The organism is Streptomyces phaeolivaceus (assembly GCF_009184865.1).
GTDB lineage: Bacteria > Actinomycetota > Actinomycetes > Streptomycetales > Streptomycetaceae > Streptomyces > Streptomyces phaeolivaceus.
Genome location: NZ_CP045096.1, coordinates 1703120 through 1719225, shown reverse-complemented (window position 1 = coordinate 1719225; position 16106 = coordinate 1703120). Strand labels below are relative to the sequence as shown.

Sequence of the window (16106 nt, the reverse complement as noted above, 5' to 3'; positions counted from 1 at the left end):
CGGAGTCTCGACGGGATCCGGCCGGTCGCGGCCGGATCCCGCAGCGGAGAGCCGCCCGCGCCGTCACGCGTGGCAGGTCATCATCTCCCCGCCGTTCACGGTCGCCATGTCCATGAACCCGGCGAACGGGTCGACGCCCTCGCCCTCCGGATGCCCGTCCAGCTCGGCGTACGCCCGGCGCAGATTCGCCACCAGCCGCTCGCTCTCGCGCAGTTCGGCGAACTCCCCGAGGTCGGTCCCGAGCGCCGCCTCCAGCGGGGTGAGCCCGGCCGCGTGGGACTTCTCGGCGACCTCGGCCACGAACCGGATGTACCGCTCGGCGCGGTCGAACGCCGAGGGGTCGGTGACCGGACCGTGCCCGGGTACGACGGTCTCGGCGCCCAGCTCCCGCAGCATCTGCAGCGCCCGCAGCGACCCGCTCAACGAGCCCATCAGGAAGAACGGCGTCCCGCCCTCGAAGACGAGGTCCCCGGTGAACACGATCCGGCGGTGCGGCACCCAGACGAAGGAGTCGCCCACGGTGTGCGAGATGCCCGGGTGGATCACCTCGACCTCGATGTCGTTGACATGGAGGGTCGTACGGTCCGTGAACGTGATGTCGGCGCCCAGGATGGGGACGTCCCCGTAGTCGGTCCCCGGCCACAGCAGATGCAGATGCTGTCCGCTGGCCAGCGCCTCACGACGGCAGGCCGCGTGCGAGACGATCGTGGCCGGCATGAACTCGTTGTTGCCGTACGTGTGGTCCCCGTGGTGATGGGTGTTGACCAGCAGCGTCGGCGCCGGAACCGTCGTGTCCGCGAGGGCTCGGTACAGCGCGCGGGCGCGCGTCTGGGTCGCCGCCGTGTCCACGAGCAGGGTGCTCACGCCGTCGCTCACCCATCCGGCGTTGTTCAGGCACCACCCGCCGTCCGGCTGCACATACGCGTACACATCGCTCGCGAGTTCGACGGTGTACGGCTCTTCCGCGGTCATAGTGACCCCCTTCATCCCCCCGGATCGTCGTCAACTGGTGCTCAGAGCCTGCCAGTCGGCGACGACCCGGTGGAATCCGGGGTGTACGTAAACGGTGTGGATGGTGCCGTTGCCGTCAGTGGTCGTCCCAGTGCCCGTCGTGGGCGGCGTGCCGGTGGCCGTCGTGCACATAGTCCACATGGTTCCCGTGCGTGACCGCCTGGTGCCCGCAGTCCTCGCCGTGCTCGTGGGTGTGCCCGTCGTGCGCGGTGTGCCCGCCCGGCTCGCATTCGTCCCAGTGACCGGAGTGCTCGCGGTGCAGATGCCCGTCGTGCGCGTAGTCGGTGTGGTCGCCGTGCGCCACGGCGACGTGTCCGCAGGTCGGGCCGTGGTCGTGGTCGTGAACGGGGTGTTCCTGGTGCAGGAGCGTCATCGTGCTCACCTTCGGTGGGGTGGGGGTGACATATCCAGGCTAGTCACAGAAGTCCCAGATATTCCTTTTAGAAACTCCATGCACACACCAAGATCTGCCCTTCAGAACACCAGGACCGCGCCGCACACCGCGAGGGCGACCGTGCACAGCACGGCCGTCGTGGCGGTCCGGGGCGTGAGCGCGGACGGGCGGGACGCCGTCAGGGCGCGGATGCGGCGATGCGCGAGCGCGAGGAGGGCCAGCCACAGCATCGCGCACAGGGCCGCGGCCGTCACACCGGCCACCGACGGCCCACCGTGCAGCGCGGACTTCGCGGCGAGCACGGCGATCACCGCGCCCGTGAGGGTCGTACGCCGCCAGGCGAGCCGGGTGCGCTCGGGCTGGAGCCCGGGGTCGCGGCCGGTGGCCCCGGGGCGGGCGGGTGGCGGGGTCACCCCTCCCAACCGACCAGTACGACGACGACCATCGCGACGGCGACCACGGCCACCACCAGGCTCAGCACCGCCGGGAAGCGCGACACCGGCAGATCCTCCCCGCGCCGCATCGCCCGCTCGCAGCGCACCCAGTGGTTGACCGCCCGCAGCGCGCACAGCACCCCGGCGGCCAGCAGGGCGAGCGCGAGCCCCACCCGCCAGCCCCAGCGCAGGTCCGGCAGGAACTGGTCCACCGCGAACCCGCCGCCGATGAGCGCGAGCGAGGTGCGCAGCCAGGCCAGGAAAGTCCGCTCATTGGCCAGGGAGAACCGGTAGTCCGGGGTCCGGCCTTCCTCCCGGACCCCCTCGGGAGCGAACCAGAGCTGGACGTTCCGTACAAATTCGATCACGTGCAGGACATTACCGGTCGGCCTCGGGCCGCCGGTCGCCCTCCCTCAGCCGCTCGTACGCGGCCCTCCCGTCCGGCACCCACTCCCACTCGCCCAGCCGCCGTTCCACCTCGCCCTCCGCCAGGAACGCGTGCCAGGCGACCTCCTCCGCCTGCGGGCGCACCGGCAGCTCGCAGCGGACCTCGTACACGGCCGACCACCAGGTGCGGCCGGTCCCGTCGTCGTACAGGAACTTGAACAGCGGGTCGGGCCGGGGCAGCCCCGAGACCCCCAGTTCCTCCTCGGCCTCGCGCAGCGCCGCGTCGTCATAGGACTCGCCCGCGCCGACGACCCCGCCCACGAACATGTCGTACAGCGACGGGAAGACCATCTTCACGGCCGTCCGCCGATGCACGAACACGCGCCGCTCGGCGTCCCTGACCAGCACGAACACCGCGCGGTGGCGCATTCCCCGGGCGTACACCTCACCCCTGGGGGCCTGCCCGATGACCTGGTCGTTCTCGTCCACGATGTCGAGGATCTCGTCGGAGGCGCTCATGGGTCCATCCAAGCAGCGGGGTGGGCGCCGTGTTCGTCTGCGGGTCCGGTGGGGCTTCTCGCGCAGTTCCCCGCGCCCCTGCTTTGCTTTTCAGGCAGGGGCGCGGGGAACTGCGCGACCAGCCCCACCGGACCCGCACCCGCTAAGCGACCCGAACCCCCGAGCTCTCCCGCGTCCCCCCGGCGGAGCCACCCGCGGAGCCGCACGGCATGGCCGGATGCATCCCCAGCAACACCACCCCCACCACAACCCCCGCCAACCCCGCCGCCTCCCACGCGAGCGCCCCCGCGTCCATCCGCAGCCGGTCCCCCAGAAACCCCACCCCGCACGCGATCCCCGCGAGCGGCTGCGCCGCCGTCAGCGCGGGCAGCGACATCCGCAGCGACCCCGCCTCGAACGCGCTCTGCACCAGCAGCAGCCCGGTCACTCCGAGGAGCACCACCCCGTACGGCTGCCAGGAGGTGAACAGCCCGCCCCAGCCGGTCTCGCCGAACAGCTGCCCGCTGGCCCGGGTGAGCGCGTCCTGGACGCCGTACAGGAGCCCGGCGGCGACCGCCAGGAGCACCGGCGCCGCGCTGAGCCGCGACCGCTTCGCGTACGCCGTGAGCAGCAGCGCGAGCCCCACCATCACACCGATGATCAGCCACTGCCGGAAGGGGCCGCCGACCGCCGCCCCGCCCTCCGGCTGCCCGGCGACGATGAACGCGGTGACGCCGCCCGCGAGCAGCACCAGCCCGGCCCAGCCCTGGCGGCCCAGCGGCTGCCGGGTCTGCCGGCGGGAGAGGACGAGCGCGAACAGCAGGTTCGTGGCGAGCAGCGGCTCGACGAGCGTGACCTCGCCGTGGCTGAGCGCGATCGCGCCCAGGGCCATGCCGCACACCATCAGCCCGATCCCGCCGAGCCAGCGCGGCACCCGGATCAGGTCGAGCAGCAGCCGGGGCGACAGGAAGTCGCTCAGCGGGGCGTGCGCGGCGGCCTGCTGCTGGAGTACGAAGCCGAACCCCAGACAACAGGCGGCGCCCACGGAGAGAAGGAGAACGAGAACCGACACGCGGAATACCTCGGGTCGTCGGACGGGCCGCGGCGAGTGCCCCGAGGGGGCGACCGCTCGGAGAATCCCGGCCGGGGAGCGATTTGTGCCCCGACGGGCGGCCCGATACGTATTCGGACGACTGTAGCCGCCCCGCCGGAGGCTGTCCGTAAGAGGAGACACATCTCGGCAGTTGACTAGGTCACTCCTTCTGCCGAAGGATCTGATCCCTAAGCTGCTGACCGGCCGGTAACAAAGCGCGGGGGCGGTGCCCGGCCTGTCTCGGCCTGCCCCTCCGCTTGCCTGACCCGTTCCCGAGAGGACGTCCTCCAATGTCGTACGACGCAGATGTGATCGTGATCGGGGCGGGCCTCGCGGGCCTCGCGGCGACCGCGGAGCTCGTCGACGCGGGCCGCAAGGTGATCCTCCTCGACCAGGAGCCGGAGCAGTCGATCGGCGGCCAGGCGCACTGGTCCTTCGGCGGGCTCTTCTTCGTCGACTCGCCCGAACAGCGCCGGCTGCGGATCAAGGACAGCCACGCCCTCGCCCTCCAGGACTGGATGGGCACGGCCGCCTTCGACCGCGAGGAGGACCACTGGCCGCGCAAGTGGGCCGAGGCGTACGTCGACTTCGCCGCCGGTGAGAAGCGGTCCTGGCTGCACAAGCAGGGCGTCCGGTTCTTCCCGGTGGTCGGCTGGGCCGAGCGCGGCGGCTACGACGCCAACGGCCACGGCAACTCCGTCCCCCGCTTCCACATCACCTGGGGCACCGGCCCCGGCCTGGTCGCGCCCTTCGAGCGGCGGGTGCGGGAGGGCGTGGCCCGGGGGCTCGTCCAGCTGAGGTTCCGGCACCGGGTGACCGGGCTGTCGCGCAGCGCGGGCGCCGTGGACACCGTCACCGGCGAGGTCCTGGAGGCGTCGGGCATCGAGCGCGGCCAGGCCAGCAGCCGTACGGTCACCGGCGCCTTCGAGCTGAAGGCCCAGGCCGTGATCGTCACCTCCGGCGGCATCGGCGGCAACCACGACCTCGTGCGCGCCAACTGGCCCGAGCGCCTCGGCAACCCCCCGGAGAAGATGATCTCCGGTGTGCCCGCGCACGTCGACGGCCGGATGCTCGGCATCGCCGAGGAGGCGGGCGCGAACCTGATCAACCGCGACCGTATGTGGCACTACACCGAGGGCATCCAGAACTGGAACCCCATCTGGGAGAACCACGGCATCCGTGTCCTGCCCGGCCCGTCCTCGCTCTGGCTGGACGCCCGGGGCAAGCGGCTCCCGGTCCCGCTGTTCCCGGGCTTCGACACCCTGGGCACGCTGGAACACATCATGAGGACCGGCTACGACTACACGTGGTTCGTCCTCGACCAGAAGATCATCGGCAAGGAGTTCGCCCTCTCCGGCTCCGAGCAGAACCCCGACCTCACCGGCAAGTCCGTCAAGGACGTCTTCATCCGGGCCCGCGCCGACGTCCCCGGCCCGGTGAAGGCCTTCATGGACCACGGCGTCGACTTCGTCGTCGAGAAGGACCTCAGCTCCCTGGTCCGGGGCATGAACGCGCTCACCAAGGACCCGCTGATCGACGAGGCCGAGCTGCGCCGCGAGATCGTCTCCCGGGACCGCGAGGTCGCCAACCCCTTCACCAAGGATCTCCAGGTCATGTCGATCCGGGGCGCCCGCAACTACCTCGGCGACAAGCTCATCCGCACCGCCACCCCGCACCGCATCCTCGACCCCAAGGCGGGCCCGCTGATCGCGGTCCGGCTGAACATCCTGACCCGCAAGACCCTCGGCGGCCTGGAGACCGACCTGTCCTCCCGAGTCCTCACCGACGGCGGCGACCCGCTGGAGGGCGTGTACGCGGCGGGCGAGGCGGCCGGCTTCGGCGGCGGCGGTGTCCACGGCTACCGCTCCCTGGAGGGCACCTTCCTCGGCGGCTGCCTGTTCTCCGGCCGTACGGCGGGCCGCGCGGCGGCGAAGGCGACGGGCTGACCCCGTTCCGGCGGGGTGAGGAATTCCTGCGAATTTCCGCCGTTCCTGGCACGACGGGGGCGGCGGATGTTCGAATCAAGGGGTGAACCCTGAAGTACCCCCCGAAGTACCCGACGACTCCGCGGCACCCGAACCACCGGAGCGGGGCGCCCCCATCGGCCGCCGCGTCCTCCTCGGCACCCTCGGACTCGGCGCCCTCGGCGTGGTCTCCGCGCCCGTCCTCCAGCGCGGCATGGAGGCGTTCCTCGGCGAGGCCGCCCAGAAGGACCCCACCGGCCTGACCGGTCTGCTCCCCAACGGCGGCGGCTTCCGCTACTACTCGGTGACCTCGTCCGTCCCCCGCAGGACCGCGAAGAACTACCGCCTCGCCGTCAGCGGCCTGGTCGAGAGACCCACCTCGTACACCCTCGCCGAGCTGCGGGCCCTGCCGCAGACCCGGATGGTCAAGGACGTCCAGTGCGTCACCGGCTGGCGGGTCCCGGACACCCCGTTCGAGGGCGTACGGCTCTCCGCGCTGCTGGACGCGGCCGGGGTGCGCTCCTCGGCGGGCGCGGTCCGCTTCACCTGCTTCGACGGCGCGTACAGCGAGAGCCTCACCCTGGAGCAGGCCCGGCGCGCGGACGTCCTGGTGGCCCTGCGGATGCAGGACAAGGACATCGGCCACAACCACGGCGGCCCGGTCCGGCTGTACGTCGCCCCCATGTACTTCTACAAGTCGGCCAAGTGGCTCTCCGGCATCGAGCTGACCGAGGACGTCGAGCCCGGCTACTGGGAGGAGCGCGGCTACGACATCGACGCGTGGGTCGGCCGATCGAACGGGCGGGACGATGCACCGACCACTTGACGAGCCACTCGTGCGGGAGGCGGCCCGTCTCCGCCGCTTCACGGCCGCCGAACGCTGGATCCACCGCACCACGGCCGCCCTGATGGGCGTCTGCGTGGCCACGGCCGCCTGCCTGTACGTCCCCGCCCTCGCCGAGCTGGTCGGCCGCCGGGCCCTGGTGGTGACGGTCCACAAGTGGACGGGCCTGCTGCTGCCGCTGCCCGTCCTCGCGGGCCTCGCCTCCCGCGCCTTCCGCGCGGACCTCGGCCGGCTGAACCGCTGGGGCCCGCACGACCGTGTCTGGCTCCGCGCCGCCCGCCGCCGCACCCCCGGCCCGCGCCCGGCAGCCAAGTTCAACGCCGGCCAGAAGCTCTACGCCGCCTGGATCGCCGGCGCCACCCTCGTCATGCTCGCCACCGGTCTGATGATGTGGTTCACCCACCTCACCCCGCTGATGTGGCGCACCAGCGCGACCTTCGTCCACGACTGGCTGGCCCTGACCATCGGCATCGTCCTGGCCGGCCACATCGGCATGGCCCTGGGCGACCCGGAGGCCCGCCGGGGGCTGCGGACCGGTTCGGTGAGCCGGGAGTGGGCGGACAGCGAACATCCGCTGTGGCGGCCGTAGCGCCGGACACAGCGGACGCTCCCCGGTCCCGTACGGCCTAGATCACCAGGGACAGCAGCAGCACGAGCGCGCCCGCCACCACCGAGATGATCGTCTCCATCACCGACCAGGTCTTGACGGTCTGGCCGACGGTCATCCCGAAGTACTCCTTCACCATCCAGAACCCGGCGTCGTTGACATGGCTGAAGAACAGCGAGCCGGCGCCGATGGCGAGGACGAGAAGGGCCGTGTGCGTCGTCGACATGTCCGCGGCGAGCGGGGCCACCAGGCCCGCCGCCGAGATCGTGGCGACCGTGGCCGACCCGGTCGCCAGCCGGATCGCCACCGCGATCAGCCAGGCCAGCACGAGCGCGGGGATCGACCAGTCCTCGGAGATCTGCAGGATCATCTGCCCGACCCCGGAGTCGATGAGCGTCTGCTTGAAGCCGCCGCCCGCGCCGACGATCAGCAGGATGCCCGCGATGGGCGCGAGGGACTTCTCGACGGTCGACCCCAGCCGCTCCTTGGTGAACCCGGCCGCCCGCCCGAGCGTGAACATGCCCACGAGCACCGCCGCGAGCAGCGCGATCAGCGGTGAGCCGACGACGTCGAAGACCCGCTGCGCCATGTGCTCGGGATCGTCCACGACGATGTCCACCAGCGCCTTGGCCAGCATCAGCACCACCGGCAGCAGCACGGTCGCGAGGGTGGCGCCGAACCCGGGCCGCCTCTCCAGCTCCTCCGAGGCGCGCGTCGGAATCATCCGCTCGGGCACCGGCACGTCCACCCAGCGGGCCGCGTACTTCGAGAACAGCGGCCCGGCGATGATCACGGTCGGTATCGCGACGACCAGGCCCAGCGCCAGCGTGACGCCCAGGTTGGCGTCCACGGCGTCGATCGCGACCAGCGGGCCGGGGTGCGGCGGGATCAGCCCGTGCATCACGGACAGACCCGCGAGGGCCGGGATGCCGATGCGCATCAGCGAGTAGTTCCCGCGCTTGGCGACCATCAGCACGACCGGGATCAGCAGCACGATCCCGACCTCGAAGAACAGCGGCAGCCCGATCACGGAGGCGATCAGCACCATCGCCCAGGGCATCGCCCGCCCGCCGGCCTTCGCGAGGATCGTGTCGACGATCTCGTCGGCACCCCCGGAGTCCGCCAGCAGCTTGCCGAGGATCGCACCCAGCGCGATGAGCACGCCCACCCCGGCCACGGTCGTCCCGAGACCGGCGGTGAAGCTGGCGATCGCCTTGTCCAGCGGCGCCCCGGCGAACGCGCCGAGCGCGAGCGAGCCGATGGTCAGCGCCAGGAAGGCATGCACCTTGAACTTGGTGATGAGGACGACGATCACGGCGATACCCGCCAGGACGGCGATACCCAGCTGCGCGTGTCCCGCCGAGGTGATCGGCTCGACGGGATCCGCTGCCAGCAGCTCGACGTTGAGTCTGGTCACGGTGAAGGAATCCTTGTGTGGGGGAAGTTGAGGGGGACGAGAAGAGAAGGAGAACGGAAGGGGACGGGGGCTACGGCGTCGCGGGGTCGAACTCCCGCAGCGCGGCGACCGCCCGCCCGGTGATCTCCTCGGGCGTGCCCGCCACCCCGACCGTCACACCCGCCTCGTCCGCCCCGAGCGGCTCCAGCGTGGCGAACTGCGAGTCGAGCAGCGCGGTGGGCATGAAGTGGCCCTGCCGGTGGGACATCCGGTCCTCGATGAGGGCGCGGTCCCCGGCGAGGTGCACGAAGACGACCCCGGGCGCCGCCGCCCGCAGCCGGTCCCGGTACACGCGCTTCAACGCGGAGCAGCTGACCACTCCGCCGAGCCCGTCCCGGCCGTGGGCCCACGCACCGATGGCGTCCAGCCACGGCCCGCGGTCCGCGTCGTCAAGGGGTGTCCCGGCCGACATCTTGGCGATGTTGGCCTCGGGGTGGAAGTCGTCGCCCTCGGCGTACGGAACGCCGAGCCCGGCCGCGAGCAGGGGGCCGATCGTTGTCTTCCCGGTACCTGCCACGCCCATCACCACGACGACATGAGGGGTACGCATCACTACCTCGCTGTCTTCGTCGACATCTGAGACGTCTCCCGACGTCGACGCCACTGAAACCCATTAGGTACGACGAATTCAAGCCTCGGACATAAATAAGTCTGACTTTTTCTTCACGGTCGGCTCCTCGTACCCTTCTCCCCATGAGCACAGCGGGCCGGGGGCTGCACGGCCGAGTACTGGAGACCCTCGGACCGGCGATCACGGCGGGCGACTACCCGCCGGGGAGCGTGCTGCGCACGGACGAACTCGCCCAGACCTTCGAGGTGTCCCGCTCCGTGATGCGCGAGGCGGTCCGCGTCCTGGAGTCCATGCACCTGGTCGAGTCCCGCCGCCGGGTCGGTGTGATCGTCCGCCCGTCCGCCGAGTGGAACGTCTACGACCCCCAGGTCATCCGCTGGCGGCTGGCCGGCGCGGACCGCCCCCGCCAGCTGCGCTCGCTGACCGTGCTCCGGGGCGCCGTCGAACCGATCGCCGCGGGCCTCGCCGCCCGCAACGCCACGGCCGAGCAGTGCGCCGCGCTCACCGAGTGCGCCATCGGCATGGTGGCCCACTCACGTGGCCACAAACTGGAGGGCTACCTCCACCACGACGTCGCCTTCCACCGGCTGATCCTCGACGCCTCCGGCAACGAGATGTTCGCCCGCCTCGGCGACGTCGTCGAGGAGGTCCTCGCCGGCCGCACCCATCACGCCGTCATGTTCGACGACCCCGACCCCGCCGCCGTCACCCTCCACGTCCACGTCGCCGAGGCCATCCGGGAACGCGACGCCGTCCGCGCCGAGGAACTCACCCGGCAGATCACCGCGGGCGCCCTCCAGGAACTGGACATCCTGGCCCCGGGCGGCCACTCCCCGGCCGCCGGTTGACCCGGCCCCCTAGTCCAGGAACTCCCCGTCCACGTACACCCAGGCCCCGTCCACCCGTTCGAACCGGCTCCGCTCGTGCATCGAGCCGCCCCGGAACGAGGCGCGGAAGGTGACCGTGCCGGTGGTGTGGAAGGCCGAGCCGTCCCGGGTCTCCAGGATCTCCAGACCGGTCCAGCGCATCGTCGTGTCGAAGGCGACGTCGGCGGGCCGCGTCCGGGGATGCCAGCTGCGCAGCAGATACGCCTCGTCGCGCATCACGAACGCGCTGTAGCGCGACCGCATCAGCGCCTCGGCGGTCGGGGCGGCGGTCGGCGCGGCGCCCCCGCCCGAGTGGTAACGGCCACAGCAGGCCTCGTACACCTCGGACAGCCCGCACGGGCAGGTGCGCGGGGTCGGCGTGGAGGCGGCCCGGGAAGCACCACTCTTCGACCTGGCCTTGGGACTGCTGCGGCGCGACGACATGCCCGCCATTGTGCACGCCCTACGCCGGGCCCGCGTTCGTCGGCGGATAGGTCGGCGGATAGGCCGGGCGCGCCGGGAGCACATGGCTCCTGGGAACCGGCAGCGGCGGCAGTACGGGCTCCCGCAGCCACGCCCGGAACAGGTCGTCCAGCGGCCCGTCCGCGAAGCGCCCCGCGTGGGCGGTGAAGCCGGCCGTCGTCACCGCGCCGCCGCGGTGCACGGTCGCCCAGCCGCGCAGCATCCGGAAGAACGCCTCGTCACCGAGCGCGCAGCGCACCGCGTGCACGGTCAGCCCGCCGCGCTCGTAGAGCCGGTCGTCGAACATCAGCTTCCGGCCCGGATCGGCCAGCCGCAGATCCTGGGGCAGCGCGGAGAGCTTGCGGTACGCGGCGGTGGCCAGCTGATGCGCCGTACGCCCACCGGAACGCTCCGACCACAACCACTCCGCGTACTTGGCGAACCCCTCGTTCAGCCAGATGTGCCGCCAGTCGGCGATGGACACACTGTTGCCGAACCACTGATGCGCCAGCTCGTGCGCCACCAGCCGCTCCGAACCCCGCGCCCCGTCCACATGGTTGGCGCCGAACAGCGACAACCCCTGCGCCTCGACCGGGACATCGAGCTCCTCCTCGGTCACCACCACCGCGTACTCCCCGAACGGGTACGGCCCGAAGAGCTCCTCGAACAGCTCCATCATGGCCGGCTGCCGCGCGAAGTCCCGCGAGAACTCGGTGAGCAGATGGGCCGGTAGGTGCCCGTGCTGCGGTATGCCGCCGGGCCGCGGGTCGCCCAGCAGCACCGTCTGGTACTTGCCGATCGACAGACCGACCAGATAGCTCGACGTCGGCGCCGACTGCTCGTACACCCAGGTCGTCGTGGACGCCTTCGCCGTACGGGTCAGCAGCCGTCCGCCCGCCACCACCTGGTACGCGGACGGCGTGGTGATCGAGATCTGGTACGAGGCCTTGTCGGCGGGCCGGTCGTTGCACGGATACCAGGACGGCGCCCCCACCGGCTGGCTCGCCACCAGCGCCCCGTCGGTCAGCTCCTCCCAACCGAGCCCGCCCCAGGGGCTGTTCACCGGCTTGGGGTTGCCCGACCAGTGGACCTCGACCGTGAACGCGGCCCCGGGCCGGATCGGCTTCGCGGGCCGGATCCGCAGCCTGCCGCCCCGGTGCGAGTAGTGCGGTGCCCGGCCGTCCACCCGCACCCGGCCGATCTTGAAGTCGGCGAGGTTCAGCTGGAACTCGGCGAGCGCGCCCCGGCCCGCTATGGCGTTGAGCCGCGCGGTGCCCGACAGCCGGTTCGGCCCCGGCCGGTAGTCCAGCGCCAGCTCGTACCGATGCACCCGGTAACGGGAATCGCCGTTCGCCGGGAAGTACGGGTCCGGACCCACTGACTGCTGAACCGCCACTGCCGCTTCTGCTCCCCGCTCCGCTCTCGTACGCCGTCCATCGTCCCCCGAGTCCCCGGACGCCGCACGAGCCGCGTTCAGCGACGCCATGCTTCGATCGGGTTGCCCAGCCACCGGGTGTCGTCGGGAACGGACTCCGCGGCCATGACCAGCGACGCCGGACCCAATGTGGTGCGGGCCCCGACCACGCTGCCGGGCAGGACGATTCCGCCCGGACCCAAGGTGGCACCCTCACGGAGTTCAACAGTATCCGTCCGCAAGATCCGGTCGTGGAAGAGGTGGGTCTGCAGGACGCATCCCCGGTTCACCGTCGCCCCGTCCCCGAGCGTGACGAGGTCGGTCTCGGGTAGCCAATAACTCTCGACCCACACCCCCTTGCCGATCCGCGCCCCCAGCCCGCGCAGCCACACGTTCAGCACCGGCGTCCCCGGCACCGACCCGGCCAGCCACGGCACCGCCAGCACCTCCACGAAGGTGTCCGCCAGCTCGTTGCGCCACACGAACCCGCTCCACAGCGGATGCTCACCGGTGCGGTGCCGCCCCACGAGCAGCCACTTCGCCACCACGGACACCAGACAGGCCAGCACACCCGCCCCGAGCAGGACGACCCCGCCCAGCGGCCACGCCCAGCCGTCCAGCGCGCTCAGCGCCGCCACCGTCAGCAGCGCGAGCCCCGCCGAGCAGAACACCGGCACGATCCGGCACAGCTCCACCAGCGCCCGCGCCCACAGCAGCCGCGCGGGCGGCTCGTACGTCAGGCTCTGGTCGCCGTCCGCGGCCGACCGGGGCAGCCGCACCGGCGGCAGCCCCAGATACGAGCTGCCCTTCTTGGCCTTCTTCGGCGTCGCCGACAGCACACCCACCAGCCCGCCGTCCGGCACGGACCGGCCCGGAGCGGTCATCCCGGAGTTCCCGAGGAACGCCCGCCGCCCGATCTCCGCCCGCCCGATCCGCAGCCAGCCACCCCCCAGCTCGTACGGCGCGGTCAACGTGTCGTCCGCGAGGAACGCCCCGTCCCCGACCGTCGTCAGACTCGGCAGCGCGAGCACGGTCGACACCTCCGCGCCCCGCCCGATCCGCATCCCGAGCAGCCGCAGCCACACCGGTGTGACCAGGCCCGCGTACAGCGGGAACAGCGTCTGCCGCGACCGGTCCATCAACTGCGTCACCGTCCACGCCTGCCACCCGACCCTGCTGTGCGTCGGATGCGTGCCCTCCCGCAGCCCGAGGCTCAGCAGCCGTACGGCGACGACCAGCAGCAGCGCGTACACCGCCCCGAACGCCAGCGTGGCCGGCACCAGCCCGAGCGCCGCACCCCGCATGGCCACGGCGAGCCCGGCGTCCGGGTCCACGAACAGCGTCAGCACGGCCAGCGCGGCGGCCCCGGCGAGCACCGGCAGCGCGGTCAGCCCGACCCCGGTCACGCCGTACGACACCCGCCAGAACAGGCCACGCTGCGGGCGCTCCCCCGGCCAGTTCCGCTTGGCCTTGCCCAGCTTGCCCGCCGGCGCCCCGGCCCAGCGCTGCCCGGTGGGAATCTGCCCGGCCACGGCCGACCCGGGCGCCACCTCGGCCCGCTTGCCGACCCGGGCACCCGGCAGCAGCATGCTCCGCGTCCCGACGACCGCACCCGCGCCCACCTTGACGGACCCGATCTCCAGCCGGTCCCCGTCCAGCCAGTACCCGGAGAGATCCACCTCGGACTCCACCGCCGCGCCCCGCCCGAGCTTGAGCATCCCGGTCACCGGCGGCAGCGCGTGCAGATCGACCTCGGCCCCGACCTTGGCACCCAGCGCGCGGGCGTACCGTTCCAGCCACACCCCGGTCAGCGAGGTCGCCCCGCTGAACTCGGCCAGCCGCTCCGCCGCCCACAGCCGCAGATGGACGCTCCCGCCGCGCGCGTACCGCCCCGGCGTGACCCCGCGCAGCAGCAGCCGCGCCCCGCCCGCCGCGATCGCCAGCCGCCCCGGGGGCGTGTAGAAGAGCGCCGCCCCGGCCGCCACGGCCCACCAGGACGCGGTCGGCAGCCAGGCGTACGGCGTCAGCAGATTCCCGAGCGCGGCCAGCGGCACGATCCAGCGCAGCCCCAGCAGCGTGAACAGCGGGACGAGAAGGAGAAGCTGGACGACCCGTGCCCGTACGGCCACGGGTTCCACCGCCCGGCGGGGCCCGTCCTCCTCGCCGGACTCCTCCAGATACCGGGCCAGCTTCCGGAGCGTGGGCCGCTGGTAGATGTCCACCACGGCGACGCTCGGATACCGGCTCCGCAGCCGGGTCGTCAGCTGCGCGGCGGCCAGACTGCCGCCGCCGATCGCGAAGAAGTCGTCGCTCGCGCCGCCGACCGGGATGCCCAGCACCTCGGCCCACTGCTCGGCGAGCCAGGCCTCGGTCCCGTACAGGTCCTCGGCCGGACCGGCGGTCTCCAGATCCGCCAGCGGCCACGGCAGGGCGTTGCGGTCGACCTTCCCGGACGTCCGGGTCGGCAACTCCGCCACCGGCGCCAGCAGCGGCACCAGCGCGGCCGGCAGCTCGGCCCGCAGCTTCTCCACGGCCGCCGCCTGGTCCCAGCCGTCCTGGGTGACCACATAGCCGACGAGCAGCTGGTTCCCGCTCCGCGCGGTCCGTACGGCCGCCGCGGCGCCCGCGACGCCGGGCAGCGCCTGCAACGCGGCGTCGACCTCGCCCAGCTCGATCCGCCGCCCGCCGAGCTTGATCTGCTCGTCGGCCCGCCCGAGGAAGACCAGCCCCTCGGGCTCGGCCTTCACCAGGTCACCACTGCGATAGGCGCGCTCCCAGCCCAGCGACTCCAGCGGCGCGTACTTCTCCGCGTCCTTCTCGGCGTCGAGATACCGCGCGAGCCCCACCCCACCGATCACCAGCTGTCCGCTGCCGCCCATCGGCACCGGCTCACCGGCCTCGTCGACGACGGCCAGCTCCCATCCGTCGAGCGGCAGCCCGATCCGGATCGGCTCCTCGCCGGACATCAGCGAGGCACAGGCGACGACGGTGGCCTCGGTCGGCCCGTAGGTGTTCCAGACCTCGCGGCCCTCGGTCACCAGCCGCTGTGCCAGTTCCGGCGGGCAGGCCTCACCACCGAAGATCAGCAGCCGTACGTCGTTGAGCGTCTCGGGCTCCCACAGCGCGGCCAGCGTCGGCACGGTCGACACGACCGTGATCTCCTGCTCGACCAGCCAGGGCCCCAGATCGGCGCCGCTCCTGACCTGGGAGCGCGGCACCGGCACCAGACAGGCGCCGTACCGCCAGGCCAGCCACATCTCCTCGCAGGACGCGTCGAAGGCCACGGAAAGACCGGCCATCACCCGGTCCCCGGGCCCGATCGGCTCCTCGGCCAGGAACAGCGCGGCCTCGGCGTCCACGAACGCGGCGGCGCTGCGATGGCTGACGGCCACGCCCTTGGGCTTGCCCGTCGACCCGGAGGTGAAGATGACCCACGCGTCGTGCTCGACCCCGGGCCTGGCGGCGGGGGAGTCGGACGCGCCGTTCACCGTCAGTGCGTGCCCGGCCCCGACGACCGCCCGCACCCCGGCCTCGCCGAACACCAGCTCGGCCCGCTCGTCGGGGTCCTCGGCGTCCACGGGCACATAGGCGGCCCCGGCGGCGAGCACCGCGAGGACGGCGACGTACAGCTCGTTGGTGCCCGACGGCACCCGCACCCCGACCCGGTCCCCGAGGCCCACCCCGGCCGCCCCGAGGCGCCGCCGCAGCTGCTCCACCTCGACCGCCAGCGCGCGATAGGTCAGCCGCCGCTTCCCGTCGTCCAGCGCGGGCTCGTCCGGATACGACCGCACCGACGCCTCGAAGATGTCGACGAGCGTGCGCGGGGACGCCGCCGGACCGGCCGTGAACAGCGCCGCGCCGCCGAATCCCCCGGCTCCCTCCGCCAACTCTCCGTCGAGCAGCGTCAGGTCGGGACTCTCGTATACGGCGGCCATCGGATCCTCGCCTCTCGAACCCGGACCATCCGGGGGCACCGACGGGGCCACAGGTCTGCCTGGGGATATTTCCGTATCGGCACCGAACAAGCCCAATACTCTAGTGCTCGGGTGACTACGGCCTGTCGTGACGGCCAAGCGGGGGTGACCTCCGGGCGACCCGGAAGGGC

The 16106-nt window shown here is 72.3% G+C and carries 15 protein-coding genes; 4 read left to right on the top strand and 11 right to left on the bottom strand.

The window, feature by feature from the left end; translation table 11 throughout:
* Positions 1 to 63: 63 nt before the first annotated feature.
* The 6 genes from F9278_RS08165 to F9278_RS08140 form a co-directional block, all read right to left on the bottom strand.
* The gene (locus F9278_RS08165) at positions 64 to 972 is read right to left on the bottom strand and encodes an MBL fold metallo-hydrolase (RefSeq protein WP_152167688.1); all 909 of its coding nucleotides are present in this window, start codon (positions 970 to 972) and stop codon (positions 64 to 66) included.
* Between the two features lie 115 nt (positions 973 to 1087).
* Entirely contained in the window at positions 1088 to 1384 is a 297-nt protein-coding gene (locus tag F9278_RS08160; RefSeq protein ID WP_152167687.1) for a hypothetical protein, read from the bottom strand.
* Positions 1385 to 1485: 101 nt separating this feature from the next.
* Positions 1486 to 1818 (bottom strand): DUF202 domain-containing protein, encoded by a 333-nt coding sequence (locus tag F9278_RS08155; protein WP_152167686.1) that lies wholly within the window; start codon positions 1816 to 1818, stop codon positions 1486 to 1488.
* The gene (locus F9278_RS08150; protein ID WP_152167685.1) at positions 1815 to 2207 is read right to left on the bottom strand and encodes a YidH family protein; all 393 of its coding nucleotides are present in this window, start codon (positions 2205 to 2207) and stop codon (positions 1815 to 1817) included. The genes F9278_RS08155 and F9278_RS08150 overlap by 4 nt, the downstream gene beginning before the upstream one ends.
* Before the next feature lie 10 nt (positions 2208 to 2217).
* On the bottom strand, positions 2218 to 2745 hold the full coding sequence (locus F9278_RS08145) for an NUDIX hydrolase (RefSeq protein ID WP_152167684.1): 528 nt from the start codon (positions 2743 to 2745) through the stop codon (positions 2218 to 2220).
* 142 nt (positions 2746 to 2887) lie between these two features.
* Positions 2888 to 3796, bottom strand: a complete 909-nt coding sequence (locus F9278_RS08140; RefSeq protein WP_152167683.1) for a DMT family transporter — start codon at positions 3794 to 3796, stop codon at positions 2888 to 2890.
* A 311-nt stretch (positions 3797 to 4107) separates the two neighbouring features.
* On the opposite strand from F9278_RS08140, the gene F9278_RS08135 reads away from it, so the two are divergent.
* The 3 genes from F9278_RS08135 (at position 4108) to F9278_RS08125 (ending at position 7214) form a co-directional block, all read left to right on the top strand.
* A complete protein-coding gene (locus tag F9278_RS08135; RefSeq protein WP_152167682.1) occupies positions 4108 to 5763 on the top strand; it encodes an FAD-binding dehydrogenase in 1656 nt (551 codons plus the stop codon).
* An 82-nt stretch (positions 5764 to 5845) separates the two neighbouring features.
* On the top strand, positions 5846 to 6607 hold the full coding sequence (locus F9278_RS08130; protein ID WP_152167681.1) for a molybdopterin-dependent oxidoreductase: 762 nt from the start codon (positions 5846 to 5848) through the stop codon (positions 6605 to 6607).
* Positions 6591 to 7214, top strand: coding sequence for a cytochrome b/b6 domain-containing protein (locus F9278_RS08125; RefSeq protein ID WP_152167680.1), 624 nt, complete (start codon positions 6591 to 6593; stop codon positions 7212 to 7214). Before F9278_RS08130 ends, F9278_RS08125 begins: the two co-directional genes overlap by 17 nt.
* A 37-nt stretch (positions 7215 to 7251) precedes the next feature.
* Here F9278_RS08125 and F9278_RS08120 read toward each other — a convergent pair whose 3' ends face one another.
* Entirely contained in the window at positions 7252 to 8649 is a 1398-nt protein-coding gene (locus tag F9278_RS08120; protein WP_152167679.1) for a GntP family permease, read from the bottom strand.
* Positions 8650 to 8719: 70 nt separating this feature from the next.
* Positions 8720 to 9238 carry a gluconokinase gene (locus F9278_RS08115; protein ID WP_193241404.1) on the bottom strand — a complete coding sequence of 173 codons (519 nt, stop codon included), beginning with the start codon at positions 9236 to 9238 and terminating at the stop codon, positions 8720 to 8722.
* Positions 9239 to 9381: 143 nt separating this feature from the next.
* On the opposite strand from F9278_RS08115, the gene F9278_RS08110 reads away from it, so the two are divergent.
* Positions 9382 to 10107, top strand: coding sequence for a FadR/GntR family transcriptional regulator (locus F9278_RS08110; protein WP_152167677.1), 726 nt, complete (start codon positions 9382 to 9384; stop codon positions 10105 to 10107).
* A 9-nt stretch (positions 10108 to 10116) separates the two neighbouring features.
* Here F9278_RS08110 and F9278_RS08105 read toward each other — a convergent pair whose 3' ends face one another.
* The 3 genes from F9278_RS08105 to F9278_RS08095 all read right to left on the bottom strand — a co-directional run bounded on the left by F9278_RS08105 (position 10117) and on the right by F9278_RS08095 (position 15936).
* Positions 10117 to 10569 carry a YchJ family protein gene (locus F9278_RS08105; RefSeq protein ID WP_226966670.1) on the bottom strand — a complete coding sequence of 151 codons (453 nt, stop codon included), beginning with the start codon at positions 10567 to 10569 and terminating at the stop codon, positions 10117 to 10119.
* A 19-nt stretch (positions 10570 to 10588) separates the two neighbouring features.
* A complete protein-coding gene (locus F9278_RS08100) occupies positions 10589 to 11983 on the bottom strand; it encodes a M1 family metallopeptidase (protein ID WP_152167676.1) in 1395 nt (464 codons plus the stop codon).
* A 77-nt stretch (positions 11984 to 12060) separates the two neighbouring features.
* Positions 12061 to 15936, bottom strand: a complete 3876-nt coding sequence (locus F9278_RS08095; RefSeq protein WP_152167675.1) for a Pls/PosA family non-ribosomal peptide synthetase — start codon at positions 15934 to 15936, stop codon at positions 12061 to 12063.
* Positions 15937 to 16106 lie beyond the last annotated feature (170 nt).